This is a genomic window from Rothia sp. HMSC071B01 (assembly GCF_001808945.1).
Taxonomy (GTDB): Bacteria; Actinomycetota; Actinomycetes; order Actinomycetales; family Micrococcaceae; genus Rothia.
The window spans coordinates 66,621-91,554 of the sequence record NZ_KV795068.1 but is presented as its reverse complement, the minus strand read 5'-3'; the positions used below and the strand labels follow the sequence as shown (position 1 = coordinate 91,554).

Sequence of the window (24,934 nt, the reverse complement as noted above, 5' to 3'; positions counted from 1 at the left end):
AGGGATAAACAGTATTCCTCATCATTCACTCCTATACGTGACGACGGTGAACCGTCGCGGTGAAGATACGGTTAAAACTCAGTCTCAGCACCAGCGCCAGAATAGTGCCGTACAACAGCGGTGCCGCCATCGCTGAAAAGGCGTACTCTGCTCCCTGCACCAGAAGAAGTACCAACCCAGCAGCAGAGCAAAGGCACACAATGCAGGTTTCCTTCAGAAGGTACCCACTAAAAATTGTTCTGAGAGGCAGACCAGCAGTACGTAAAACAAAATCATTACGAGCACGAGCCGCAAGGGTAATGTACGTATTAATTGCTGTGCCAATAATGAGTGCCGCACAGAGAATTGCTAGGCCCACTAGATGCGCAACATACTGGTTACGTTCCAGCTGCGCGATGTAAAGGTGTTCCTCTCCCGCGCGGTCCACAGAAAGTAGGGTCTGCCCAATTTCCTCAGCGTTGTAGGCAGCCCGTACAGACGCAGGCTGAGAGACCATGACGTTACCGGTAGTCAAGGCCGCAGAAATAAAGGAAGGTTGTAGATTCTGCGTCGCCGATTCGGTTACCACAAGAACAGGCTTTTTATAGTTCAGAAGCCGTGAATCCTGAGAGCTCAAAGCAGGCACCTTTACCCCCGACGAGTTGGTTTTATCCTCCACAGTGAGCAGAGTAAATCCGCGATCCTCCCGGTCCTTCTGGTGGAAAGAATACTCTGCACGCAAAGACTGAGATCCAGGGAAGTTGCTATCCTCAACGTTCTTGAACGACAAGCCAAGACGCTGCTGAAGAAGGTCCACATAGGCGCGGTTCACCATAAGAGCACCATCGTATCCGCTACCCTCCAAACCCTTAACGTTTTCCAACGCATAGGACAAGAGGACACCGTTCCGTGATTCAAGAGAACCTAAAGCACGCACTGTAGCCTGGTCGTAGGAGGCGAGCGCCTGTTCATCCCGTATCGTCGCTTCAGGCACGTTCACCCGTAAGGTGTACTGGTCAGAAAGAAGAGACCAGCCAGCCGCCGAATCGCTCCTACCCAAACTCACTTGAGCGCTTGAGACCAGACCCGGAATAGTGCACGCCACTAAAACCACCACAGCATACTTAGCGATTGCACTCGGAACTGTAAAACGTCGATACGCCGGTTCCCTACGTCCCACAGCAGTAATACTCGGCCAAGTCATGAGGTTGATCAGCAGTAGAGCAACCAGCATGAGAACGGTAAACACGGCAAAAATCAGCGCCGTAACCCCCAACAGTTGAGGAAGATGCGCCACACCATACACGAACCCCTCTACGCATCCCATGCACAATGCTGTTACCACTGCAGGAGGTAGCGCCAGGAGCAGGAGGTCTTGTGCATCCCTTCGCTGCAGACGCTGCGGGGAGTATCCGTTCAGAAGCAGAATATTCTGAGTTCGCGAACGGACCGACAACCACCCCATGATTGCGGTACAGAAGAGCACAGCGAGGCAGATAAGGCTCGTCAGAGAGCCCGAAGAAGTAACTGCCCCGTAGACAACACGCACCGGGTTAACGGAGGTAACTTTAACATCCATGCCTTGTTCACGGGCAAGGTTTTCAAAAGCACGCACAAATTCTTGGCTACCCGCTAGCGCGTATTGGCCGTCAAGCGAAGAATCCCCAAGTGCTCGTGACGGATATTTTTTCCCGTGCTTATCCGGGTCGAACCAATCGATAGTTTCACCGTCAGAGCTCAGTGAATTCGCCCCAAACACGTAGACGGATTTTCCGTGCCAAAAATCTTCGGGGTCGGCGACCACCTTGAGTAGCTGGGCACCATCGGTAGCGTAGCGATCCACCAGAGTATCAAAGTTCTGAATCAGCTCAGACTTAGACTGTTGCGAAGCACGGAGAGAAAGCTGTGCCTGCGCATTGGTACCCAGAGGAGTCTGCGTCTCCAGGACAGAGATGAGGGCGCTACCCAGCAGAAAGGTCAGAACTGTGCACAATACTGCGCACACTCTCAGAGCATTTTTCATCGTTGAATCCCCGTCTGTAGCGGGTGGGTCTAAACTTCACCACCGCAGGCCTGGTGCTAGAAGACTACCACCTTCACAACCTAAATGGTATAGATTTTCGAATTATTTAGATTCAAAACATATATTTTTTTGCTAGTCAGCGGATTTTATAGTTTCTACAGTGCCTTTTCAGGCTTTCTGAACGAAAGCTGGGAGTTTCCTGGATTAACGCTTAGAGAAACTTTAACCGTAGAATATTTCGGTAACAACAGTGTCACCTCCCCAACACACCGGGAAGTGGCACTTTTTTATGCGGGCTCGGAACCCCGGCGCCCGCCCCGACTATGAGTATCTACGGATTTTCACGAATGTCTTCTGAGAACACCGCGGCTCCCCAGACCCCCAAGGCAGAAGCCAAGGGCGCACTGGACCGTTACTTCAAAATCACTGAGCGAGGCTCCACCATCGCCGCCGAATTCCGCGGCGGCCTCGCCACCTTCTTCGCGATGAGCTACATCGTCGTGCTGAACCCCCTCATCATCGGCCTCGGCAAGGACGCATCCGGCAACGCGCTCGGCGTACCGCAGGTCGCAGCAATGACCGCACTGGTCGCAGGCGTCATGACCATCCTCATGGGCGTCATCGCCAAGCAGCCCTTCGCCATGGCGGCAGGCCTCGGCGTGAACGCGCTACTGGCAACCACCATCGCCTCCACCCCCGGACTGACCTGGCCCGCCATCATGGGTCTCGTCGTATGGGCTGGTGTGCTGATGACCATCCTCGTGCTGACCGGCTTCCGCACCGCAGTGTTCAACGCGGTCCCCGAATCGCTCAAGGTCGCAATCGTCGTCGGTATCGGCTTCTTCATTGCGTTCATCGGCCTCGTCAACGCAGGTATCATCCGCCGTATGCCCGACGCAGCAGGCACCACCGTGCCCGTCTCCTTCGGCGTGAGCGGCCACCTGCTCGGCTGGCCCACCCTGGTCTTCCTGTTCGGCCTGTTCCTCACCATTGCGCTGTTCATCCGTAATGTGAAGGGTGCAATCCTCTACGGTGTGCTTGCCTCCACCGCCCTCTCCATCATCCTGGAGAAGGTCGTGCCCTCCGGCAGCTCGGTTAAGTCCCCCACCGGCTGGTCCCTGAACGTCCCCGTCTGGGACTCCAACACCAGCAAGCTGCCCGACTTCTCCCTGTTCGGCTCCGCTGACCTGTTCGCTGCCTTCGGCACCCTCGGCGGCATGGCAGCTGTTCTGCTGATCTTCACCATCCTCATCTCCGCGTTCTTCGACGCAATGGGCACCTCCGTCGGTCTCGCAACCGAAGCAGGCACCATCAAGGACGGCCAGATCGAGAACGTCGACAAGGTCCTGCTCGTGGACGCCCTCGGCTCCGTAGCCGGCGGTGGCACCTCCTCCTCCGCAAGCCAGATCTTCGTGGAGTCCGCAACCGGTATCGGCGCGGGCGCACGCACCGGCTTCGCGAACATCGTCACCGGCGCACTGTTCCTCGTCGCAATCTTCCTGTCCCCGCTGGTCACCATCGTGCCCTTCGAAGCTGTTGCACCCGCAATGGTGTTCGTTGGCTTCCTGATGATCCGCCAGGCAGTGAACATCGACTGGAACGACTGGGGTCTGGGTATCCCCGCGTTCATGACCATCATCTTCATGCCGCTGGCATACTCCATCGCGGACGGTATCGGTGCAGGCTTCCTGTCCTACGTCTTCATCCGCCTGGTGCAGGGTCGCGGCAAGGAAGTTCACTGGCTCATGTACGTGGTTTCCGCAGTGTTCCTCATCTTCTTCGCTAACGGCCTGATTACCGGCTGGATGCACTAAATACATCGGGTGCCTCACCCTCCACACGTGGAGGAGCGGGCGCCATCAGGGCGGGGTATCGGCACCTTCGGGTTGCCGGTACCCCGCCCTGCGCTATTCTTCCCTCTACCCCAACTACCCAATTCTGGTTGCAGGGGTCGGGGAAACACCACATCACCGACTGAACCGCCGCACACAACGCGTTTCAATGGCACAAGTTAGGAGGCGGCGCCTACAATGGTTGAACCATTGTGGCGCCCAACCCGGGATTTACCCGCGAGCTTCACCCGCGAAACCGGCGGCGCAACAGTACACACCGAACAACATCAACGGATCCTCACATGTCTGAACCCCAGAAGGCGGCAGCGCCCACCAGCGCACTCGACCGCTACTTCAAGATTTCCGAACGCGGCTCCTCCATCGCCGCAGAATTCCGCGGCGGCCTCGCCGCATTCTTCGCCATGAGCTACATCGTGGTGCTGAACCCCCTCGTCATCGGTACCGGTGCTGACGCATCCGAACGCACCCTCGGTATCGCACCCGTCGCGGCTGTGACCGCGCTGGTTGCCGGCGTGATGACCATCCTCATGGGTGTTATCGCTAAGCAGCCCTTCGCCATGGCGGCTGGCCTGGGCGTGAACGCGCTGCTCGCCTCCACCATTGCCACCACCCCGAACCTGACCTGGGCAGACATCATGGGCCTGGTCGTTCTTGCCGGTCTAATCATGACCGTTCTGGTGCTCACCGGCTTCCGTACCGCGGTGTTTGAGGCGGTCCCTGAGTCGCTCAAGACCGCGATTGTGGTCGGTATCGGCTTCTTCATTTCCTTTATCGGTCTGGTCGACTCCGGCATTATCCGCCGCATGCCTGACGCAGCCGGCACCACCGTTCCGGTGAGCCTCGGCGCGGGCGGTCACCTGCTCGGCTGGCCCACCCTCGTCTTCCTCTTCGGCTTGTTCTTCACCATCGCCCTGTTCATCCGTAACGTGAAGGGTGCGATCCTGTGGGGCGTGCTCGCCTCCACCGCGCTGTCCCTGATTCTGGAGGCGGTTGTCCCCTCCGGTTCTGTGAAGGAGGCGGCGACCGGCTGGTCCCTGAACGTGCCTTCCCTGGCGGACATGAAGTTCACCACCCCGAACTTCTCCCTCATCGGTTCCGCTGACCTGTTCGGCGCATTCACCCACATCGGCCCGCTGGCTGCGTCGCTGCTGGTGTTCACCATTCTGCTGTCTGTGTTCTTCGACGCGATGGGCGTTTCGGTCGGTCTTGCCGCCGAGGCTGGCACCATGAAGGACGGCAAGGTTGAGGACATCGACAAGGTCCTGCTCGTGGATGCGTTCGGTTCCGTTGTTGGTGGTGGCGCGTCCGGTTCGGCGAACCAGATTTTCGTGGAGTCCGCTACCGGTATTGGTGCGGGCGCACGCACCGGTTTCGCGAACATTGTGACCGGTGTGCTGTTCCTGCTGGCGATTTTCATCTCGCCCCTGGTCACCATCGTTCCCTTCGAGGCGGTTGCCCCCGCACTGGTTGTGGTCGGCTTCCTGATGATCCGCCAGGCTGTGAATATTGACTGGACTGACTGGGGTCTGGGCATCCCGGCGTTCCTGACCATTATTTTCATGCCGCTGTCGTACTCGATTGCGAACGGTATTGGCGCCGGTTTCGTGTCCTACACCTTCATTCGCCTGGTGCAGGGCCGCGGCAAGGACGTGCACTGGCTGATGTACCTGGTGTCCGCGGTGTTCGTGATTTACTTCGGTATGGGCATCATTAACGGCTGGACTAGCTAAGTCCAACAGTCCCGATAGTTAGCCTCGTTGAGAGGCGTCAACAAAGAATGGCAGAATCGTTCCGGTTTCGGAATGATTCTGCCATTTCTTCTATGCCCACACTCTGCACGTATGAGAGGCAGGGAAAGTTACGAGATTTAGCGGACGTCTCCATCCACATAGAGCCAGGTGCCGCCCACCTTCTCAAAGCGCGACAGCTCATGCATGCTGCCCTTCACCCGCTCCTCCGCAGGGACACCCGGCACCGAACGGTAATACGCAACGAACTCCACCGTACCGGACGCATCAAACGGGCCACCCGAAGCACCCAGAATATCCAGGCGATACCAGCGGATATCATCCTCCAACTCCAAGGTAGCCGGGCGAGTACTCGGATGCCAGCTCGCCAGCAGGTACGCCGCATCCCCGGTCGCAAACGCGGTAAAACGCGAGCGCATCAGCTGCTCCGGCGCGGGAGCAGTCAGCGTGCCGGAGGCGGCAAACTCGCCCAGGAACCTGCCGCAGCAGGTGCCGTACACCTCGCCGCTCGAGCAGGGGCAGCGGTCATCATGGTTAAGTTCAATCATGCCAACCAGTATAAAGAAAGCGCCGCGTCAAGAAGGTGCCCTGTATCAAGAAAGCGACGGCGGCACAGCGCAAAGAAACGCCCGCCCTGCCGGGGATACAAATCCTCCAGCAGAACGGGCGTTCTTGTTTTCAATCGTTAAGTTTGAGCGAACCTACACGGTTCGCATCAGCGGCAACGCTTATTCAGCGATTGCACGAGCCGGGGTGTCAGCAGCCGAAGGCTTGCCCACGTATGCGCCGCGGTACTTAGCAGCCGGGTGGGAGTCAGCGACCTTGGTGTGGCCCTTGCCGAAGATGTTCTCGCGCAGGGTGTTGCCCTCGTACTCGGTGCGGTAGCGGCCGCGCTTCTGCAGCTCGGGAACAACGTACTCGATGAAGTCCTCGAAGGAGCCCGGGGAGACGTGGTACGCCAGGTTGATGCCGTCCAGGCCACCCTCGTCAATCCAGCGCTCAAGCTCGTCAGCAACCTGAACCGGGTCACCAACAATGACCTCGCCCATGCCGCCGAGGGTGGTGTGCTCAGCGATGGCCTTGCGGGTCCACTTCTTGTCCTTCGCCTGCAGGGTGAAGGGGGTCAGGAAGGACTGAATCGACTCGGTCTGCACGTAGTTCAGGACCTCGTCCTCGTCGAACTGGGACAGGTCAACACCGGACCAGCCGCCGACAATAGCCTGTGCAGAGTCGAGGTTCACGTACTTCTTGTAATCCTCGTACTTTGCCTTTGCCTTCTCTTCGGTCTCATCCACGATGACGGAGAGCATTGCGAGGATCTTGACGTCGTCACGGCTACGGCCCTGCTCCTCGGCAGCGGCGCGAATACGGTCGGTCACAACGCGGGTCAGGTCCGGGCGCAGGGCGCTGATGAACACAGCCTCAGCGTGCTTGCCGGAGAACTTCTGGCCGCGGCTGGATGCGCCAGCCTGGAAAATCACGGGGGTGCGCTGCGGGCTCGGCTCGGTCAGGGAGATGCCGGGCACGGAGAAGTACTTGCCCTTGTGGCCAATCGGGTGGACCTTAGAGGGGTCAGCGTAGATGCCGCGCTCGCGGTCCTTGACGACCGCGCCGTCCTCCCAGGAGCCTTCCCACAGCTTGTAGCAGACGTCCAGGAACTCGTCAGCGATCTCGTAACGCTCGTCGTGCGGGATCTGGGTGGGCAGGCCCTGGTTCTCAGCAGCCGAAGGCAGGTAAGAAGTCACAACGTTGAAGCCGACGCGGCCCTCAGTGAGGTGGTCGAGGGAGGCGTAGCGGCGAGCCAGGGTGTAGGGCTGCTCGAAAGTAGCGGCAGCAGTCACGCCGAAGCCGAGGTGCTCGGTCACTGCAGCCATTGCAGAAATCTGGGTTGCGGGGTCATTCACGGGAACCTGAGCGGCACCCTCGATAGCGGGAGCGGCAGAGTTCTTGTACACGTCGTAGATGCCGACCACGTCAGCGATGAACACGGCGTCAAACAGACCGCGCTCAAGGGTCTTAGCCAGGTCAGTCCAGTACTTGATGGTGTTGTACTCGGTTGCGCGGGAGCGCGGGTGACGCCAGAGGTCGAAACTCTGGTGACCAATGCAGGTCATTTCGAATGCGTTAACTACGATGCGCTTCTTCTGCTCAGCCATCGATTTTCCTTTCGCGAATGATCGGGGACGATCGGGTTAGTGCCCTGCACCCCGCGCGCCGCCTCCTTCTTGCCTTCTGCGTTCGGTGGTGGCCTTCGTGCAGGTGGCGCGTTCGCGCCGTACTTGCCTCGTAACGTTGAGGCCAGATCATCATCTGGGGCACCCCGCTACGGGAGAGGGTTGCCGCCCGGCTAGCCAGAGCTTAGCGCCGGGACTCATGATCTCGTGGTTTGAGTGTACGGGGCGCGCGGGAGGGAGGTCACGTTTGTGACGAAAAAATCTTTTTGTGACGCGGGACCGAAATATTTCGTGATAAATGCGAAATATACGGTCATAGAAATTCATACGCGCCCGCCGGGTTGATTGAGGCACGCCACAGCCCATAGGGTGGGAGAAGCAAACCATCCAGAGCGACTGAGAGACCTGGCTCCACGACGTCGCAGCAACCGGCACGGATTCTTCCGCCCCCGGTGCTAACGCCAGGAACGATGGAAGTGACATGACACTCAACAGTGCAGTAACTGACGTACCCACCAGTGAAAAGAACGGCCGCCGTGCCGTATCCACCGCCGCCGTCCCCTTGAGCTTTGAAGGCGTCGGACAGTCTTTCCCCGTGCCCGGCGGAACCCACGAAGTTCTTCGCGGAGTCTCCTTCACCGCAGCCCCCGGCGAGATTATCTCCGTCATCGGATCCTCCGGATGCGGCAAATCCACCCTCCTGCGTGCAGCGGCAGGCCTGAACCGCATCACCGCAGGTACCGTGCGTATCGGCGAGAAGGCAGTGACCGGCCTCGACCCCCGCGTAGCTATCGGCTTTCAGGAACCGCGCCTGCTCCCCTGGCGCACCGTCGCCGACAACGTGGCGCTCGGACTGCCGCAGGGCACCAAAAAATCTGAAGGCGCAGCATCCGTAGCGAGCCTGCTCGACCTGGTCGGCCTGGGCGAATACGCAACCCACCGTCCCAAGGAAATTTCAGGCGGTATGGCTCAGCGCGTGTCCCTGGCACGAGCGCTCGCACGCAACCCCGGCGTGCTGCTGCTCGACGAGCCCTTCGGTGCTCTGGATGCGCTGACCCGCATCAACATGCAGGATTTGCTGTTGGACGTGCACCGTCAAGACCCGACCACGATTCTGCTGGTCACCCACGATGTGGAAGAGGCGCTGTACCTCTCTGACCGGGTGATTGTCCTCGGTAAGGACACCCCGGAGGCGCCCGCCACCATCCAGCGCATTGTGACCGTTGACCGTTCTCACCCGCGTGACCGCGCCGATGCAGAGATCACGGCGCTGCGTAGCGAACTGTTGGCTGAGCTCGGCGTGGAAGATAACGCCTAAAGCCGCCACGAAACGCATTTCTTACACATCACATCATCATCTTCAGAAGCGAAAAGATTTCATCATGACTTACTCCCCGTCTCGCCGTACCGCCCTCAAGTCCCTTGCCGCAGCCGCCGCTTTTGCTACTCTGCTCAGCGCCTGCGCCGGTGAAGGTTCCGGTTCCGCTAACGCCTCCGGTGCTGCCGGTGGTGGCGGCCAGAACACCGTGACCATTGACTACGCGACCTACAACCCGCTGTCCCTGATTATCCGCAAGAAGGGTTGGCTTGAGACCGCCCTCGCCGCCGAGGGTAAGAAGGTTGAGTGGGTCAAGTCGGCCGGCTCGAACAAGGCGAATGAGGCGCTGCGTAGCGGCAATATTGATGTCGGCTCGACCGCCGGTTCGGCGGCGCTGCTGGCACGCGCGAACGGCTCCCCCATCAAGGTCATCAGCCTCTACTCGCAGCCGGAGTGGTCGGCTCTGGTGACCCGCAAGGATTCGGGCATCACCAAGGTTGCGGACCTGAAGGGTAAGACCGTTGCCGTGACCAAGGGTACCGACCCGTACTTCCTGCTGCTGCAGGCACTCAAGCAGGAGGGTATTTCTGCTTCGGACCTGACCATTCAGAACCTGCAGCACGCCGACGGCCGCACCGCCCTGGATAACGGTCAGGTCAACGCGTGGAGCGGCCTGGACCCGATCATGGCTGCCGCCGAGGTGGAAAGCGGCGACGTGCTCTTCTACCGCAACCTGAACTTCAACACCTACGGCTTCCTGAACGCGACCGAGAAGTTCATTCAGTCCAACCCGACCGCCGTGCAGGTCATCGTGGACGTGTACGAGTACGCTCGCGCCTGGGCTAAGAAGAACCCCGAAGAGGCTGTGAAGATTGTCGAGGAGGAGTCCGGCATTAAGCACGAGACCGCCCAGGTCGTCATGGAGCGCACCCACCTGGATATCGACCCGGTTCCGGGCGCTAAGCAGGTTGAGGTTCTCAAGGGTGTCGGCCCGATCCTGGTGGAGTCCGGCGACGTTCCCTCCCAGTCCGACGTGGACAAGGCACTGAACAGCATTGTGGACGACCAGTTCGCAAAGAAGGCTGACAGCGCAGCCGTCGAGAAGATCGCAAAGGTGGTTGAGAAGTAATGACCGCCGCAACGATTACCGCCGCCTCCAGCGCTCGCGCTGAGCGTGCCGAGAAGCGTGTCTCTTCCGTGAAGCTGCCGTCGAACCCGTTCGCCGGTAAGCAGTACCTGGGCCTGATTCTTCCCCTGGCGCTGATTGCCCTCTGGTACATTCTGAGCACGAACGGCGTGTTCACCCAGGTTCAGCTGCCCTCCCCCGACCGTGTGGTCAGCGCTGGTGTTGAGCTGGCGCAGCGCGGCGAGTTGGGCCGCCACGTGGCGATTTCTACTCAGCGTGTGCTGATTGGTTTCGGTATTGGTGCCGTGCTCGGCCTGGTGCTGGGTGCGCTGATTGGCTTGTCTGCGCCGGTGCGTCTGATTGCCGCACCGACCATTGGTGCGCTGCGTGCCGTGCCGTCCCTGGCGTGGGTTCCGCTGCTTCTGCTGTGGATCGGTATCGGCGAGAATTCCAAGGTGACCCTGGTTGCTATTGGTGCATTCTTCCCGGTGTACACCACGGTTTCTGCGGCTCTGGCGCACGTTGACCCCAAGCTTGTGGAGGCGGCACGCGCCTTCGGTCTGAAGGGTCTGCGCCTGTTCACCACGGTTCAGCTTCCCGCGGTTCTGCCGTCGGTCGTTTCGGGTCTGCGTCTGGCGCTGGCTCAGGCGTGGCTGTTCCTGGTCGCCGCTGAGTTGCTGGGTGCGTCCATGGGTCTGGGTTATCTGCTGACCGACTCGCAGAACAACGGTCGCACTGACCGCCTGCTGCTGGCTATTGTGGCGCTGGCGGTGCTCGGTAAGATTACCGACGCGCTGGTGGGCGTGTTCGAGCGCTGGGTGAAGGCGAAGTACCCCAGCAACTAACGCCACCAGCAACTAGCACCACAGCTAAACGTAACACTCAGCACGCGCTGAGTTTTAGGAGAGATGTCCGCCGCGTGGCTGCTCCCCAAAGGTGAGCTAATCATCGCTACGCGCCGGAGAAAGAAGTCGGCGGGGAAACCTGTCGCCTACTGAATGATGATGATGAATCCCGCCCCGCGCCCCACAGCAGTGAGCGCGGGGCGGGGTCTTTAAATATGTCGTTATATTACGAACTGGTACTCACCATTCCGAATATGACGGTCCCCTTTGCGTCCGAGCCCGGAGCGCGCTTTACTAAGAAGGCAAACCATCCAGAGCGACCGAGAGACCTGGCTCAACGACGTCGCAGCAACCCCCTCGCCAACGCACACACAGACCCCACGGTCACACAGACAGCGGCGCGGCGAGCAAGGGTGCTAATGCCAGCAACCGATGGGAGAAAAATGGGACTGCCCACCCCCTACTCGTTCACCGACCCGCTGAACCCCACCCCGAACCCCGCCCTCGAATCTGACGAGGCACGCGTCGCGTTCTGGGAGAAGCAGGCGCAGCGCCTCACCTGGGCTGAGCCCTGGCACACCGCGCACCGTTTCGAGAAACCGAAGTCCCTCGGCTTCGACGAGGACGGCATCGAACAGTTCAGCATCCCCAAAATTAAGTGGTTCGAGGGCGGTAAGCTCAACGTCGCCTACAACTGCGTGGACCGCCACGTGGAGGCAGGCCGCGGCGACAAGGTAGCCCTCTACTTTGAAGGTGAACCCGGAGACCGCGAAGCCATCACCTACGCAGAGCTGCAGCGCCGCATCGCGAAGGCAGCGAACGGTCTGCTGTCCCTGGGCGTGCGCAAGGGTGACCGTGTGGTCATCTACCTGCCCGTCATCCCCGAAACCATTATTTTCACCCTCGCCTGCGCGCGTATTGGCGCGATCCACTCCCTCGTCTTCGGTGGTTTCTCCGCCGAGGCGCTGAAGTTCCGTGTGGAAGACACCGGCGCGAAGGTTCTCATCACCACCGACGGCCAGAACCGCCGCGGCAAGGTCGTTCCCGTGAAGGTCAACGCCGACGAGGCATGCTCCGGTGAGAACAATATCGAGCACGTTATCGTGGTGGACCGCACCAGCGCCTCCGACCCGGTAGCGCACGCCGCTGTGCCGTGGACTGAGGGCCGCGACGTCTGGTACCACGACCTGGTGGACGACCAGCCGGACACCCACGCCTACGAACTGCACGACGCCGAGGACCCGCTGTTCATTATTTACACCTCCGGCACGACCGGTAAGCCCAAGGGCCTGGTGCACACCATGGCTGGATACCTGGTGCAGACCGCGTACACTCACGCGCTGCTCTACGATTTGCTGCCGGATTACGTGGACGAGAACGGCGTGCTGCGCCCGGACGAGCTGTCCGCGGTCAACGACCCGGAAAAGGTTGAGTCCACCGTTCACTGGTGCACCGCCGACCTGGCGTGGGTTACCGCGCACACCTACGAAATCTACGGCCCGCTGGTTAACGGTGTCTCCGAGGTGATTTACGAGGGTACCCCGAACACCCCGCACTTCGGCCGCCACTTTGAGGTCATCGAACGCTACGGCGTGACCAACTACTACACCGCCCCGACCCTGATTCGCTCCCTCATGGGTGCGTTCCCGAACGGCCCGGAGCCCGGCAAGTACGACTTCTCGACCGTGCGTCTGCTCGGTTCGGTGGGTGAATCCATTAACCCGGAGGCGTGGCGCTGGCTGCGTCAGCACGTGGGCGGCGGCACCGCGGCGTTCATCGACACCTGGTGGCAGTCTGAAACCGGTTCGACCGTGTGCTCCCCGCGCCCGCACGACCCCGCATTCGCGCCCGAGGGCACCTACCCGGAGGGCACCCCGCACTGCACTCCCCTGCCCGGTTGCGCTACCCGCGCCGTTCCCGGCGTATCCACCCGCGTGGTGGATGAGCACGGCGACCCGGTCGAACCCGGCAAGCAGGGCTTCATCGTGGTCGATAAGATTGGCCCCTCGATGGCTCGTACCGTGTGGCAGAACCCGCAGCGTTTCCTGGATTCCTATTGGCGCCACTACGGCGAGCGCGGCTGGTTCCTCGCTGGCGACGGCGCGAAGGAAGACGAAGAGGGTAACGTGTACATCCTCGGCCGTATTGATGACGTGATTAACATTTCGGGTCACCGTCTGTCCACGATTGAGATTGAGTCGGCTCTGGTGACTCACCCGGCTGTGGTTGAGGCTGGTGTCTGCCCCGTGGAGGATGACCTGACCGGTCACCAGGCGGTCGCCTACGTGACGCTCACCGATGAGGGTAAGGACCTGACTGAGGATGAGCTGAAGGCGGCGCTGACTGACCATGTGCGTGAGCACATTGGCCCGATTGCTAAGCCGAAGGACGTTGTGGCGGTTGCCGATATCCCGAAGACCCGTTCGGGTAAGATTACTCGCCGTCTGCTCGGTGAGCTGTACCAGGGCCGTTCTTTGGGCGATGTTTCTTCGCTGCAGAATGAGGAGGCGCTGGGCCACATCGCGCAGGTGCTGGTGGATACTGGCCGCGTGAGCGAGGCTGTCTAGGCTCTGCTGCTGAGCTGAGCACTGTGCCGAACTGCACGCTGCGCTAAGCTAAAAGCTGTATAGAGTAAAGGTGCGGATACCGAATGATGATTCGGTATCCGCACCTTTTGCTATGCCATTTTACTGAGCTGACAGGGCTCTTTGTTGGCGTTGCGCCGCTTAAATCAGGCCCAGCGAACGAGCGTGTTCAGCAGTAATACCGCTCGGTTCAATGTGCTCGGGGCCCTTGTCCTTCTCGGGGTGCTCGGTCGCCTGGAAGCGGATCATCTTCACATCGCTTGCCGCGCCCAGGTTCGTGATCATGCCGTCACCGTTGAGGTCCACGGACACCGGCTCGGTGTCAATCTTGCCGTTGCCGTTGAAGTCAATCGGCTGGTTGGCGGGCTTACCCTTGTACAGGAAGCCAGCCGCGCGGGGGCCGAAGCCGCGCGCCTCGTACAGCTTCGCCTCGTTGAGCATGCGGTACTCGGCGGTGGAGTAGCCGAAGTAGCGGCTACCGTCAGCCATGGGCACACCGGTGAGGGTGTACTGGTAGTTCATGACGCTGTAGTAGTTGGGCTTGTAGTTGATTTCGTCCCAGCCGCCGTGGCTCAGCGCGAGGTTGTGGCCGAGCTCGTGCACGAACACTGCCACGCGGATGTTGCTGCTTGCCTCGCCCCAGAAGGTCGGGCCGACGGTGACCATAAAGTTACGACCGCCAAAGTTAGCGATACCGGAGGAGTAGCTGTTGTCGTAGTAGTCGCCCCAGATCATGTAGTGGAAGGTGCCTTCGCGGGCGGGGTTGAACTTACCTTCGGTTGCCTTGATTCGGTGGAGCGCCTTGAATTCGCTGTCGAGTGCCTGGTAGCTGATTTCGTTGCCGCCGCCCAGGTTGTACTTGGCGCTGCGGGCGCTACCGGCGTCCAGGTGGATGTTCACGCCGGTAGTGCCGTCGGGGTTGCGCAGGGGCAGGTCGGCATAAATCTTGGTGATGCGGTCCAGTTCGTCTTCGCTGGGCAGCAGACCTGCCATGTAGTCCATCTCAACGAAGATGTCCTTGTGGTTGGGGTCTGCGCCCATTGCGGGGAAGTCGACGTCGATTTTGCCGTCGCCGTCAGCGTCGTAGCCCTTCATTTCCCAGGTGTTGGGGATGCCGTCGCCGTCAATATCGGGGCTGTAGGCGTTTGCTGCGGGGGCTGCGATAGTGCCCAGGCAGAGCACTGCGAGGGAGGCAAGCGTGACGCGTGCGCTCTTCATAAATGCCATGTTGTGTTCCTTCAGTGTGTGGTGACCGGTGGTGTTTCTGTGGAGTTTTCCGGGAGGGCGTTCTCCACGGTTTCCATGATGCTCCCGTTTCACGTATTAGGTGAGCTGGGTGCCGCAATGTTCATACATTGAAGTAAAAGTTGAGATAATTTTGAAGATGAGCTGAATTACATTAGAGTATCAGTAATTCAAATCACATGCATCACCACATTTTTCACAACAAGAGAGATCCCATGACTTCTTCCTCGAACACCACTAACGGTCTGAACCGCCGCGCACTCATCAAGGGTGCCGCATGGAGCACCCCCGTCATCGCAACCGCCGCAGCGGTACCCGCCTACGCGGCATCCACCGACGCGCAGGAAACCCCGACCCTGAAGTTCGGTGTCTTCACCCAGGCGTTCAACTCGAACCCCTCCAACGACTTTGATACCCGCTACGGTCTGGACTCCTACACCGTGCAGGTTCCCAACATCACCGCAACCTCCACCACCCCGCAGAGCCGCGGCGGCGGCACCTTCACCCCCGGAGGTAGCGTCGGTGCCGGCCTGTACGGTGGCGCGGGTCTGTGGATTTCCGCACCCATCAACTCCAAGGGCGAGTTCCAGGGCAGCTCCTGGCTGTACCCTCAGGCGCATCTGCAGGTGACCTTCGAGTTCACTTTCCCCACCGCCGAGGACGTCACCGACCCGCTGCTGTGGGACACCGAGAACGACGTTGAGATCCCGGCACTCGCCAAGAGTGCGGGCGGCGCAAAGACCAACAACCCCGCCGTGGCGGCGTTCAACGGCATCGCATACACTGCGAAGTTCTACGAGCCGGTCATCGAGGACAACGTCTGGACCGGCGTACTGGACATCCGCACCTCCGACTACCTGGAAGCCACCGCGAAGGACGGCGTGAGCTACGCGCAGGTGCTGGCTTCGCTGGTTCCGGTGTACTTCACTGAGGTGACCTCCAGCTACACCCTGACCACCACCGCTCAGATCACCAGCGGTAGCGTCGCAATGCAGCTGACCGAGGGCGGCGAGTACACCTTCCAGGACCTGGCTGGTTTGCGCGCTTCGGCGACCATCAGCCGCTAAGGGAAATGACCCGCTAAGGTACCGAGCATCAGCGAGGGGCCCGGCATCTGTTATGGATACCGGGCCCCTCACTGTATTTAAGGTTTAGCGTATCGGTCGCCGCCGACAGCCGCTAGAGACTAGTCCTTCGCGGGAACCAGACCCTCAGCTGGTAGCAATAGTTCATGACGCTCAGGTAGTTCGGCTTGTCGTTCACGTCATCGGTGCCGCCGGGCAATAAAAACCTAGCACTTCATCATAACGCCGTCTTGAGCCCCGCACGAGAATTCTCATCATGCGGTGCTGTTTGAGCGCATCAGCACAGGGAATGCGGGTATCTGTCGTTCTCGGGAAGCATAAGAAAAACCATAGACGTTGCGGCACAGCAAGCCTATTCTGGATATACAAGTATTTTTCAACATACAGGAGGATACGATGGCTAACGTTACGATCATTGGCGGGCACGGCAAGGTTGCTCTTCTGGCCGAGCCGCTGCTGGTGGAGCGCGGGCATGCGGTCAATGCGCTTATTCGCAGGCCGGAGCAGTCAGAGGATATTGTCACGCGCGGGGCGAACCCTGTGGTCGCTGACATTACCGCGTTGAGCACCGAGGAGATGGCGAAGCTCTTCAAGGATTTACATACAGAAGTGCTGGTGTGGTCCGCGGGTGCGGGCGGTGTAGGTGGCCCCGAACGCACCTATGCGATTGACCGTGACGCTGCGATCCGGTCGATGGATGCGGCGCGGCTGGCCGGTATTAAACGGTACGTGATGGTATCGTACCTGGGCGCGGGTTCCGGGCACGGCATCGACCCTGATGACAGTTTTTACGCCTACGCCGAGTCGAAGACGATCGCCGATGAGCACCTGCGCGGCTCGGGGCTGGATTACACGATTCTGGGGCCGGGGACGCTCACCCTTGAGGAGGCAGGCGGCATTACTCTGGGGATTGAGCCCGCCCACACGCCCGGCGCCGAATCTAATACTCCGCGGGCCACCGTTGCCCAGGTGCTGGCGGCGGTTCTTGAGGACCCGTCCACGGTTGGGAAGGCGCTCCCGTTTATTGGCGGGCCCACCCCGATAGCTCAGGCTCTCGCATCGGCGCCTAACAGCAATAAGCTGCGCTAGGGTTTGCCGGATGCACCCGTCCCGGCTGAGTGCGGACGCGCCCCGAGCCTCTTCACGGGTTTGAGGCGTGTTTTTCTCTCACGCAAGGTTGGTGCCGCATCGCTCAGTATCCTAAAGTACCATGAATTTTTAGAGCAACTGCAAGAGGTTCCCGTGGGATTCTTCGATCTCTTCGCCGACAAAACCCCGGAAGAGCCCGCCGAGGCGTAGCTTACCAGGACATTTCTGGTCTGACTGCTTCGGCGACCATCACCCGCTAAAGGGAAATGACCCGCTAAGACAGCGAATTTAAAACACCAGGGGCCCGGCATCCATTATGGATACCGGGCCCCTCGCTGTGTTTAAGGCTTATCCTACCGGGCACCGCCGGTGACTGCTACCGCTTAGTCCTTCGCGGGAACCAGACCCTCGGCACGCGCACGGTCGGCGGTCATCTCGTTCTCTTCAATCTCTCCAGAGAACTTCTGCTCGGAAGAATTCGCACCGTCCTCGTTATAATCCACATCAGTAGCCGGCAGCTTTATATTCTTCATGTCATTCGGTGCGGTCAGGATGGTTTTCTCACCATCACGGTTAAGGTCGACCGACACCGGCTCGTCATCAATCTTGCCGTTGCGATTGAAGTCGATAGCCTCCCAGGCGGGAGCTCCCCTATAGTACAGGCCGTAGGCATTGCGACCAAAGCCGGTCTTCTCGTCCAGCTTGTTCTCGTCCAGGTCCTTGTAGACGCGGGTCGAGTAGCCGAAGTACTTCGTGCCGTCCGGGCGTTCTATGCCCCTAAGCTGGTAACGGTAGTTCATGATGCTCATGTAGTTCGGCTTGTAGTTCACACCCCCGGTACCACCGTGACGCAAGCCGAGGTTGTGGCCAAGCTCGTGCACGAAGGTCGCCACGCGAACATCGGAAGTTGCGGACTTGCCCCAGAAGCGCGGACCCACAGTCACGACGAACCCTAGACCGCCTATGTAACCCAGTCCTGAGGACCCGTATTCATCGTGGGCGTCACCCCAAATCATGTAGTGGAAGGCAGGTCCACGGTCCGGGTCCATATTAGCCCTTCGGATCTCGTACCACTTCTCCATGGTGCTATCCAGTTGCTGGTAGGGGACTTCGTTACCACCGCCGAGGTTGTACTTGGCGCTGCGGGCGTTACCGGCATCCAGGTGAAGGTTGATACCGGTGGTTCCGTTGGGGTTGCGAATCGGCATATTCGCGAAGATTTCGGTGATGCGGTCGAGCTCTTCTTCGCTAGCAAGCAGACCGGGCATGTAGTCCATCTCGACAAAGAGGTCCTTCTTCAAGGGGTTGGCGCCCATGCCTGGGTAGTCAATCTCCAGTTTGCCGTCACGGTTGCCGTCATACCCCCTCATCTCCAAAATATTACCGATTCCGTCGCCATCAATATCGGGGTTATACGCCTGCGCTGCGGGGACAGCAACCAAGCTGAGCACAAGCATCGCCGCCGAGGCGAGCGCGGTACGTGCCGCGCGGGTAGAAAATGAGAAAGCCATTTGTATCTCTTCTCGTATTCGTTCGCATAAATGCGCGCGAGGACCCTCGTGATTATATGTTTGCCGGAGGCAGCGTTGAGTGAATTATTGGATCATTGGGCACAGTCTATGCGGAGAGTGTATATGTATGCGCTGTGGCGCGGCACCCCGAACAAGTATGGTGGCGCGGGATGCCGCTTAAAGAACAGCGGATCATTGCGCCCTCACGAGGTTTTGACACCTCAGAGCAACAATAATCCGCTTCATCATACACAGAGTGCATCTAGATTTTCCCGGTATAACACCATTTTTCAGGTTTATGCACCAAATATGACGTAATTTTTCAGGTTTATGCACCAAATACGACGTAAAACCGTTCTGATAAGCCTTCTACTTAGTGGTCTCCACCTCAGCGTTCTGCGCGACGGCCTTCGCCTCCGAAGCCTTCCGGGAGGTGTAGAACAGGCACACGACCGCACCCACAGCCGAAGCGGCCAGGGGCAGCATCATGGAATCAGCCATTGCCGCCGCGTAGGGTTCACGCAGAATCTGCGGGAGTACGCCGCCTCCAGCACCGCCGTGAGAGCTACCGCCCGCTGCGGCAGCAGGACCCAACGCGGACAGGTGCGAAGTAATTGCAGAAGCCATAATCGTGGTAATCGCAGCCGAACCAAGCACCGACGCCATCTGACGGGTCTCGTTGTACACGCCCGAACCGGCACCGGCACGCTCAGGCGGCAGGTTACGGGTCGCCGACACCGACAGCGGACCCCAAATGCAGGCATTCGCCGCACCCAGGATAATCATCGGGCCAACCATCAGCCACAGGTTGCCGTCAGCAACCATCGTCGGGCGGAGCAGAGCAAAACCAATAACCAGCAGCGTAAAGCCCATCACCGCAAACCACTTGGGGTCATAGCGGTTCAGACGCGCACCCACCACCGGCGCCAACGCGCCCGAGAACAACGCCATCGGGGCGGTCATCAGCGCAGCCTGGGTCGGGTCCAGGCCCTCCACCTGCTGCAGGTACAGGGTCAGCGGGAACGCCATACTGATAGCAACCACACCCATAGCGGAAATAGCCACATTCGACACGGAGAAGTTACGGTCACTGAAAAGGCTCAGCGGAACCAGCGGCTCACGCGGGTTAATCGCCTGCCACCCGATGAACAGGCCCAGCACCAGAATGCCGGCAATAATCAGGCCCCACACGCTCACCGGAACACCGGTGCCCATGAACGAGTCAGTGATGGTGCCCCAGTCGTAGGTAGCGCCTTCCTGAATACCGAAAACCAGCAGGAACAGACCGACCGCCGAAAGCACCACGCCCAACCAGTCGAAGCTGTGCTTCTTCTGCTCGAACACCGGCACATTACGCCACGCCAAGAACAGGCCGACCAGGCCAACCGGAATGTTGATGAAGAAGATCCAGCCCCAGCCGAGGGTATCCACCAGCACGCCGCCCAGAATCGGGCCGACCAGCGAGGCGACACCCGCAGTCGCACCCCAAATGCTCATGGCGACACCGCGCGCATTCGGCGGGAACATGAGCGTAATCAGAGACATGGTCTGCGGGGTCATCAGCGACGCGCCTAGGCCCTGCACCACGCGGGCAGTAATCAACGACTCAACATTCGGCGCCAGACCACACCACAGGGAGGCAAGCGTAAAAATACCCATACCGATCATGTACAGGTTCTTCTGACCGAAGCGGTCACCCATACGACCGGTAATGAGCAGCGGCACCGCATACGCCAGCAGGTAGGCGCTCGTCACCCACATACCCGCCGACAGGGATGCCTCCAGATCCTGCAGCATGTGCGGCAGGGCGATGGTGACGATATTGCCATCCACCAGGATCATGAAGAAGCCAACAACCAGGGACCAGAGAGCAGGCCAGGGCTTGTAGGGTGTCTTCGCCGGGTTACCGACGAGAGGCGCTTTTTTAGGGCGTGAACTCAATGATCCTCCAGGGGATGGGTTGTATGCGGGTAGATGTCTGTGTCTTCAGCGTTACCGCTGAGTGAATGTCCCTAATGTTACTCCTTTTCAGGGCGTGGCTTCGGTTGCTTTACCCTTATTCAGCTCTTCACGGCGTGTGCGCGCGGCAACCAGGCAACAGGCACCCCGCACCCCCTAGACTGAAGCTATAGAAGCTAATCCGGGCGCCACCACCGGCGCTCACCCCCATCAGACCACTCACAATGAGATGACCCCGGGAGGACCCATGGGTTTCTTTGATTTCTTCACCGACCGCACCCCGGCAGAACCCGCCGAAATCCGCCTCGTCGCTTTCGTCAGCGGCAAAGTGCAGGGTGTGGGCTTCCGCTGGTGGTGCGCCGGAACCGCCAAGCCCATGGGCCTAACCGGCTACGCCGAGAACCTCGACGACGGACGCGTGAAGGTCGTTGCGGAGGGTACCGCTGCCTCCTGCGCTCGCCTGGTGGATGTGCTGCGCGGTGACGACACCGCCGGGCGCGTGGATGAGGTTCTCGTCGAGTGGGAGGAGCCGAACGGCTCGTTCCGCGGCTTCGGCATCAGGTAGCTAGATTGCGGGGCTTTCTCATGGGCTCCCGCTCAACCCCGTGCACGTTACGTCCAGAGCGCAGTTTAGTTAGCCCAGAGCGCCGCGAACTGGGCGCGGGTCATATCGGCTCGGCGTACCCGATGCTGCACCGGGTGGCCGTTCTCGTCGGGGCGGCCGGAGTTCGGGTCAATATCGTCATAGATGCCGGTAAAACCCGCTTTAATCGCCACACGTTCGGATACCTCGTTACCCGCCAGGGCGGTCCAGCGGACGGTATCAAGACCCAGCCCGAGCGGGTCGAAAGCATAGCCGAGGACGGCTCGCAGCGCCTCAGTCATATAGCCCTTTCCGCGCGCCTTCGGAGCTGCGTAATAGCCCAGTTCGGCGCGAGTTCCGGGGCTTTCGGGGGTACCGTCAGCCAAGCGCAGCTCGATACTCCCTGCGAACACACCGGAGGCGTCAATCGCCCAGCGTTGGATCTGCCCGGCGGCAATTTGACGGGCGGTGGTGAGTAGGGAGTCCTCAGCGTCGGCGCGCGTGTAGTTTAGCGGTACGCGGGTGTAGCGAATCATTTGCGGGTCGCGGCAGGATTCCACGATGTCGGGGATGTCCGCCTCGCACAGGTGGCGGAGGGTGAGGCGCTCGGTAATGAGTTCGGGCTGGTTGGGCTCTACGTGTTCGCTGTGCTCAGAAAAGTCGCTGTGTTCGGGGGTCATGGTTCGAGCTTAAACCCTCGGGTTTGTGCGTCGGAAAAGCTTTTGTGAACATCCCAGAATATTTAGTGACGCAAATCACGACTTAATACTCGCATTTTCACCCGTCATCACTTGATTATTATGAATTATTCATAATAAAATAGTCATCGAGCCCGCCCATTGGGCACCACTTAGAACAAGCGCCGCGCAACGAATCAGCGCGGCACGAAATAGAAAGAAGAACACCATGGCAGTTCTGACCATCGGCGACCAGTTCCCCGCATACGAGCTCACCGGCGTTGTCCCCGGTAAGCTGGCTGACATCGAAGCAACCAAGCCCGAAGACTACTTCACCACCGTCTCCTCCGAGGGTCTGGACGAAGGCACCTGGCGCGTCGTCTTCTTCTGGCCGAAGGACTTCACCTTCGTTTGCCCCACCGAGATTGCAGCATTCGGCAAGCTCGCTGACGAGTTCGAGGCGCGCGACACCCAGGTAGTCGGTGTTTCCGTTGACAACGAGTACACCCACTACGCATGGCGCCGCTCCCACGAAGAGCTCCTGGACCTGCCCATCGTCATGGCATCCGACCTCAAGCGTGAGCTGGTCAGCGCACTGGGCATCCTGAACAAGGAAGGCGTTGCAGACCGCGCAACCTTCATCATCGACCCCCACAACACCATTCAGTCGGTCTCCATTACCGCTGACTCCGTCGGCCGTAACACCGACGAGCTCCGCCAGCTGGACGCACTGCAGTCCGACGAGCTGTGCGCATGCAACTGGCAGAAGGGTGCAGCGACCATCGACGCATTCAAGGAGATGAAGTAATCCATGAGCATCGATAACCTGCGTTCGGCTCTGCCTTCCTACGCGAAGGACATGAACCTCAACCTGTCCTCCCTGCCCCGCATCACCTCCCTGACCGAGCAGCAGCTCTGGGGCGCAATCCTCGCAACCGCAGCAGCGACCAAGGTTGACTCTGTTGTTGTTGAGATTGCTGCAGAGGCTAAGGAGCACCTGAGCGACACCGCTTACGAGGCTGCTCTGGGTGCTGCGACCATCATGGGCATGAACAACATCTTCTACCGCACCCGTGGCTTCCTGCACGGTGCATACGATGACCAGCGTGCAAACCTGCGCATGCAGATTATCGGTAAGAACGGTGGCATTGAGAAGCTGGACTTCGAGATGTTCGCACTGGCAGTGTCCGCAGTCAACGGCTGCTCCCACTGCGTTGAGGCTCACGAGCACACCCTGCGCGAAGAGGGCGCAACCAAGGAGCAGGTCAACGACCTGATCCGTATTGCTGCAACCCTCGGTGGCGTGGCGCAGGGCATTCAGCTGGCTGAGGCACTGGGCTAAACCTACTAAGCGTTAGAGCTTACACAGAAGCGGCGCATCCTTCCCATTACGGGTCGGATGCGCCGCTTCCTTTATGTCCTCAAGCCCAGCAACGTGTTGGGTAGCAGTTTCTAAATTCCCCCGATTTGGCGCTATACAATGCCTGTATGCGGTACTGTATTTTGGACTCCACCAGCCCCTATCCCAGCGTGGAAGAACTTACTGAGCTTTACGATTCTGTCGGCTGGAGCGCCTATACCAAAACACCCGAACGTCTCATCCCAATGCTGGAAGGGTCCCGGTATCTCTACACCGCACAAGAGGTGATGCAGGAAGGAACGGGACGGCTCGTCGGGCTAGTACGCGCCATCGGGGACGGACACTCTATCGCCTACATTCAGGACCTCCTAGTGCATCCGCACGCCCAGCGTCAGGGCATTGGTTCTGCGCTTCTAAAGCGTGTCATTGAGGACTTTGACCGAGAAGACATTCGACAGCGACTCATCACTACCGACACCGCTAGTGAACACGCCGTTGCGCTCTACAAATGCTACGGTTACGCCCCCGTAGAGGTAGCAGGATGCATCACCCTTGCATGCTATCGATAAGGCAATATCGCATGCGGCTTGATACGGCTCAACTCGTTCAAACTGGCTGAGGCACTGGGCTAAACCACTAAACGTTAGAGCTTACACAGAAGCGGCGCATCCACCCCTTTTCCGGGTCGGATGCGCCGCTTTGTTTTAGCTACTTTTGTTTCAGCTGGTCGCCGAGTCCGCTCGCAGGGCGGCATCCCAGCCGCTCGCCAGGCGCGTCGCCGCGGCCACCAGAGCCACCAGATCTTCGGCGTACACCGGGGTCGAGCGCACGCCCGCACACCAGTCAATCGTGCCCAAACCCAGCCAGGGCTTACCGGGGAAGAACTCGCGCCGCAGCGCCACACGGCGCTTACCCAGGACGCGGCGACCCGGCACGCACCCGCCACGGCTGATGAACAGCGTCTCGCGGTCCTCGGACTCCACCAGCGCCTCCAGGGCCCTCAGCGCAGGAACCCAGCTCGGCTCCCCCATGCTCGCCAGGTCGGCCGGCTCGGGGTACTCGCTCTCGTGCTCCGCCACGCTCACTCCCAGGATGTACTGGTAACGCACCTGCCCGAGCTCCTGCGGCAGGCCGCGGTCGGCGGTCTGAATCGTGCCGCACAGGTGGCGGGCGACCGGCTCACCCTCGACGTTCACGCCGGCCAGGGGCTCGCCGTCCCGGTAGATTGCGGGGCCGTCCAGGTAGAGCCCCACCGCGCCGGTACCCGTGATGTTGGGGCGCACCGACCAGCCGGGAAGCGCCTCCTCCAGATGGGGTATAACCCCCTGCAGGACCCCGAAAACTTCGTCGCGCGATACCGCCACGGCGGCTCCTTTCACCTTACGCAGATAACGATTTGCGATGTGGCCCGGTCTATCAAACGACCGGGCCACATGCCTCTAGTATTCGTCTAGCTCCAGCTTAGCGAGCGTTCCGGCTACGCGATGGCAACCACACCATGAGCGCCGACAGCGCCGTGCCAGCAATGGCACACCATGTGGCGCCAAGCGCAAAAACAATCCTGACAGCATTGGGGGTGGAGATTCACTCATTCTACGCCCATCTTTTAGCGCGCCCACAAGCTTCTCCTTCTCGTCTCAGAGCTCGTCATGAGCACTTTTCAACTAGGAGCAGGAGCGGCGGCGGGTCTACAATAAATCGGTGCCATTTCAGGTACGCGCACAGGCAGACAGAGCCGGATGCGGTGATAACGTCGTCACCCGACCCCCCCCCC

20 protein-coding genes and 2 riboswitches are annotated in these 24,934 nt (G+C 59.9%); of the genes, 12 read left to right on the top strand and 8 right to left on the bottom strand.

Annotation, left to right across the window (positions count from 1 at the left end):
• Positions 1 to 31 precede the first annotated feature (31 nt).
• Positions 32 to 2,002 carry a hypothetical protein gene (locus tag HMPREF2527_RS01250; protein ID WP_070505820.1) on the bottom strand — a complete coding sequence of 657 codons (1,971 nt, stop codon included), beginning with the start codon at positions 2,000 to 2,002 and terminating at the stop codon, positions 32 to 34.
• A gap of 347 nt (positions 2,003 to 2,349) precedes the next feature.
• On the opposite strand from HMPREF2527_RS01250, the gene HMPREF2527_RS01245 reads away from it, so the two are divergent.
• Together HMPREF2527_RS01245 and HMPREF2527_RS01240 are read left to right on the top strand one after the other, a co-directional pair.
• On the top strand, positions 2,350 to 3,816 hold the full coding sequence (locus HMPREF2527_RS01245; protein ID WP_070505818.1) for an NCS2 family permease: 1,467 nt from the start codon (positions 2,350 to 2,352) through the stop codon (positions 3,814 to 3,816).
• A gap of 320 nt (positions 3,817 to 4,136) precedes the next feature.
• Positions 4,137 to 5,585: an NCS2 family permease gene (locus HMPREF2527_RS01240; protein ID WP_070505816.1), complete on the top strand. Its 1,449-nt coding sequence runs from the start codon at positions 4,137 to 4,139 to the stop codon at positions 5,583 to 5,585.
• Positions 5,586 to 5,722: 137 nt separating this feature from the next.
• Here the strand turns inward: HMPREF2527_RS01240 and HMPREF2527_RS01235 are convergent, their stop codons facing one another.
• Both HMPREF2527_RS01235 and HMPREF2527_RS01230 read right to left on the bottom strand, forming a co-directional pair.
• A complete protein-coding gene (locus tag HMPREF2527_RS01235; RefSeq protein WP_070505814.1) occupies positions 5,723 to 6,151 on the bottom strand; it encodes a YchJ family protein in 429 nt (142 codons plus the stop codon).
• A gap of 180 nt (positions 6,152 to 6,331) precedes the next feature.
• A complete protein-coding gene (locus tag HMPREF2527_RS01230) occupies positions 6,332 to 7,759 on the bottom strand; it encodes an LLM class flavin-dependent oxidoreductase (RefSeq protein WP_070505811.1) in 1,428 nt (475 codons plus the stop codon).
• Positions 7,760 to 7,873: 114 nt separating this feature from the next.
• Positions 7,874 to 7,982, bottom strand: a riboswitch (SAM riboswitch).
• Positions 7,983 to 8,157: 175 nt separating this feature from the next.
• Positions 8,158 to 8,254, top strand: a riboswitch (SAM riboswitch).
• A gap of 4 nt (positions 8,255 to 8,258) precedes the next feature.
• On the opposite strand from HMPREF2527_RS01230, the gene HMPREF2527_RS01225 reads away from it, so the two are divergent.
• From HMPREF2527_RS01225 to HMPREF2527_RS01210, 4 genes are all read left to right on the top strand, one after another.
• Positions 8,259 to 9,095 (top strand): ABC transporter ATP-binding protein, encoded by an 837-nt coding sequence (locus tag HMPREF2527_RS01225; protein ID WP_070505809.1) that lies wholly within the window; start codon positions 8,259 to 8,261, stop codon positions 9,093 to 9,095.
• Positions 9,096 to 9,159: 64 nt separating this feature from the next.
• A complete protein-coding gene (locus tag HMPREF2527_RS01220; protein ID WP_070505807.1) occupies positions 9,160 to 10,224 on the top strand; it encodes an aliphatic sulfonate ABC transporter substrate-binding protein in 1,065 nt (354 codons plus the stop codon).
• Complete coding sequence (locus HMPREF2527_RS01215; protein ID WP_049350468.1) at positions 10,224 to 11,066, top strand: ABC transporter permease; 843 nt, start codon at positions 10,224 to 10,226, stop codon at positions 11,064 to 11,066. Before HMPREF2527_RS01220 ends, HMPREF2527_RS01215 begins: the two co-directional genes overlap by 1 nt.
• A gap of 443 nt (positions 11,067 to 11,509) precedes the next feature.
• On the top strand, positions 11,510 to 13,633 hold the full coding sequence (locus HMPREF2527_RS01210; protein ID WP_070505805.1) for an AMP-binding protein: 2,124 nt from the start codon (positions 11,510 to 11,512) through the stop codon (positions 13,631 to 13,633).
• Between the two features lie 159 nt (positions 13,634 to 13,792).
• Here HMPREF2527_RS01210 and HMPREF2527_RS01205 read toward each other — a convergent pair whose 3' ends face one another.
• Complete coding sequence (locus tag HMPREF2527_RS01205; protein WP_070505803.1) at positions 13,793 to 14,878, bottom strand: C4-dicarboxylate ABC transporter substrate-binding protein; 1,086 nt, start codon at positions 14,876 to 14,878, stop codon at positions 13,793 to 13,795.
• Positions 14,879 to 15,111: 233 nt separating this feature from the next.
• On the opposite strand from HMPREF2527_RS01205, the gene HMPREF2527_RS01200 reads away from it, so the two are divergent.
• Positions 15,112 to 15,963, top strand: a complete 852-nt coding sequence (locus tag HMPREF2527_RS01200; protein ID WP_070505802.1) for a transcriptional initiation protein Tat — start codon at positions 15,112 to 15,114, stop codon at positions 15,961 to 15,963.
• Positions 15,964 to 16,377: 414 nt separating this feature from the next.
• Positions 16,378 to 17,070 carry an SDR family oxidoreductase gene (locus HMPREF2527_RS01195; protein ID WP_044151027.1) on the top strand — a complete coding sequence of 231 codons (693 nt, stop codon included), beginning with the start codon at positions 16,378 to 16,380 and terminating at the stop codon, positions 17,068 to 17,070.
• A gap of 383 nt (positions 17,071 to 17,453) precedes the next feature.
• On the opposite strand, the gene HMPREF2527_RS01190 is transcribed toward HMPREF2527_RS01195, so the two are convergent.
• Positions 17,454 to 18,581 carry a zinc-dependent metalloprotease family protein gene (locus HMPREF2527_RS01190; RefSeq protein WP_070505800.1) on the bottom strand — a complete coding sequence of 376 codons (1,128 nt, stop codon included), beginning with the start codon at positions 18,579 to 18,581 and terminating at the stop codon, positions 17,454 to 17,456.
• Between the two features lie 369 nt (positions 18,582 to 18,950).
• Positions 18,951 to 20,522: a DHA2 family efflux MFS transporter permease subunit gene (locus HMPREF2527_RS01185; protein ID WP_070505798.1), complete on the bottom strand. Its 1,572-nt coding sequence runs from the start codon at positions 20,520 to 20,522 to the stop codon at positions 18,951 to 18,953.
• A gap of 265 nt (positions 20,523 to 20,787) precedes the next feature.
• On the opposite strand from HMPREF2527_RS01185, the gene HMPREF2527_RS01180 reads away from it, so the two are divergent.
• A complete protein-coding gene (locus HMPREF2527_RS01180) occupies positions 20,788 to 21,105 on the top strand; it encodes an acylphosphatase (protein ID WP_005509193.1) in 318 nt (105 codons plus the stop codon).
• Positions 21,106 to 21,170: 65 nt separating this feature from the next.
• On the opposite strand, the gene HMPREF2527_RS01175 is transcribed toward HMPREF2527_RS01180, so the two are convergent.
• The gene (locus HMPREF2527_RS01175) at positions 21,171 to 21,803 is read right to left on the bottom strand and encodes a GNAT family N-acetyltransferase (protein WP_070505796.1); all 633 of its coding nucleotides are present in this window, start codon (positions 21,801 to 21,803) and stop codon (positions 21,171 to 21,173) included.
• A gap of 226 nt (positions 21,804 to 22,029) precedes the next feature.
• On the opposite strand from HMPREF2527_RS01175, the gene HMPREF2527_RS01170 reads away from it, so the two are divergent.
• From HMPREF2527_RS01170 to HMPREF2527_RS09970, 3 genes are all read left to right on the top strand, one after another.
• On the top strand, positions 22,030 to 22,608 hold the full coding sequence (locus tag HMPREF2527_RS01170) for a peroxiredoxin (protein ID WP_070505794.1): 579 nt from the start codon (positions 22,030 to 22,032) through the stop codon (positions 22,606 to 22,608).
• A gap of 3 nt (positions 22,609 to 22,611) precedes the next feature.
• A complete protein-coding gene (locus HMPREF2527_RS01165) occupies positions 22,612 to 23,142 on the top strand; it encodes an alkylhydroperoxidase, AhpD family (protein ID WP_049333921.1) in 531 nt (176 codons plus the stop codon).
• Positions 23,143 to 23,288: 146 nt separating this feature from the next.
• Entirely contained in the window at positions 23,289 to 23,729 is a 441-nt protein-coding gene (locus HMPREF2527_RS09970) for a GNAT family N-acetyltransferase (protein ID WP_070505792.1), read from the top strand.
• A gap of 150 nt (positions 23,730 to 23,879) precedes the next feature.
• Here HMPREF2527_RS09970 and HMPREF2527_RS01155 read toward each other — a convergent pair whose 3' ends face one another.
• Entirely contained in the window at positions 23,880 to 24,524 is a 645-nt protein-coding gene (locus tag HMPREF2527_RS01155; protein WP_070505790.1) for an L-alanine-DL-glutamate epimerase, read from the bottom strand.
• Between the last annotated feature and the right edge of the window lie 410 nt (positions 24,525 to 24,934).

What these genes read in the sequence shown, in the direction of transcription:
- HMPREF2527_RS01250 (WP_070505820.1), bottom strand. Translation starts at nt 2,002, where the DNA reads ATGAAAAATGCTCTGAGAGTGTGCGCAGTATTGTGCACAGTTCTGACC.
- HMPREF2527_RS01245 (WP_070505818.1), top strand. Translation starts at nt 2,350, where the DNA reads ATGTCTTCTGAGAACACCGCGGCTCCCCAGACCCCCAAGGCAGAAGCC.
- HMPREF2527_RS01240 (WP_070505816.1), top strand. Translation starts at nt 4,137, where the DNA reads ATGTCTGAACCCCAGAAGGCGGCAGCGCCCACCAGCGCACTCGACCGC.
- HMPREF2527_RS01235 (WP_070505814.1), bottom strand. Translation starts at nt 6,151, where the DNA reads ATGATTGAACTTAACCATGATGACCGCTGCCCCTGCTCGAGCGGCGAG.
- HMPREF2527_RS01230 (WP_070505811.1), bottom strand. Translation starts at nt 7,759, where the DNA reads ATGGCTGAGCAGAAGAAGCGCATCGTAGTTAACGCATTCGAAATGACC.
- HMPREF2527_RS01225 (WP_070505809.1), top strand. Translation starts at nt 8,259, where the DNA reads ATGACACTCAACAGTGCAGTAACTGACGTACCCACCAGTGAAAAGAAC.
- HMPREF2527_RS01220 (WP_070505807.1), top strand. Translation starts at nt 9,160, where the DNA reads ATGACTTACTCCCCGTCTCGCCGTACCGCCCTCAAGTCCCTTGCCGCA.
- HMPREF2527_RS01215 (WP_049350468.1), top strand. Translation starts at nt 10,224, where the DNA reads ATGACCGCCGCAACGATTACCGCCGCCTCCAGCGCTCGCGCTGAGCGT.
- HMPREF2527_RS01210 (WP_070505805.1), top strand. Translation starts at nt 11,510, where the DNA reads ATGGGACTGCCCACCCCCTACTCGTTCACCGACCCGCTGAACCCCACC.
- HMPREF2527_RS01205 (WP_070505803.1), bottom strand. Translation starts at nt 14,878, where the DNA reads ATGGCATTTATGAAGAGCGCACGCGTCACGCTTGCCTCCCTCGCAGTG.
- HMPREF2527_RS01200 (WP_070505802.1), top strand. Translation starts at nt 15,112, where the DNA reads ATGACTTCTTCCTCGAACACCACTAACGGTCTGAACCGCCGCGCACTC.
- HMPREF2527_RS01195 (WP_044151027.1), top strand. Translation starts at nt 16,378, where the DNA reads ATGGCTAACGTTACGATCATTGGCGGGCACGGCAAGGTTGCTCTTCTG.
- HMPREF2527_RS01190 (WP_070505800.1), bottom strand. Translation starts at nt 18,581, where the DNA reads ATGGCTTTCTCATTTTCTACCCGCGCGGCACGTACCGCGCTCGCCTCG.
- HMPREF2527_RS01180 (WP_005509193.1), top strand. Translation starts at nt 20,788, where the DNA reads ATGGGTTTCTTTGATTTCTTCACCGACCGCACCCCGGCAGAACCCGCC.
- HMPREF2527_RS01175 (WP_070505796.1), bottom strand. Translation starts at nt 21,803, where the DNA reads ATGACCCCCGAACACAGCGACTTTTCTGAGCACAGCGAACACGTAGAG.
- HMPREF2527_RS01170 (WP_070505794.1), top strand. Translation starts at nt 22,030, where the DNA reads ATGGCAGTTCTGACCATCGGCGACCAGTTCCCCGCATACGAGCTCACC.
- HMPREF2527_RS01165 (WP_049333921.1), top strand. Translation starts at nt 22,612, where the DNA reads ATGAGCATCGATAACCTGCGTTCGGCTCTGCCTTCCTACGCGAAGGAC.
- HMPREF2527_RS09970 (WP_070505792.1), top strand. Translation starts at nt 23,289, where the DNA reads ATGCGGTACTGTATTTTGGACTCCACCAGCCCCTATCCCAGCGTGGAA.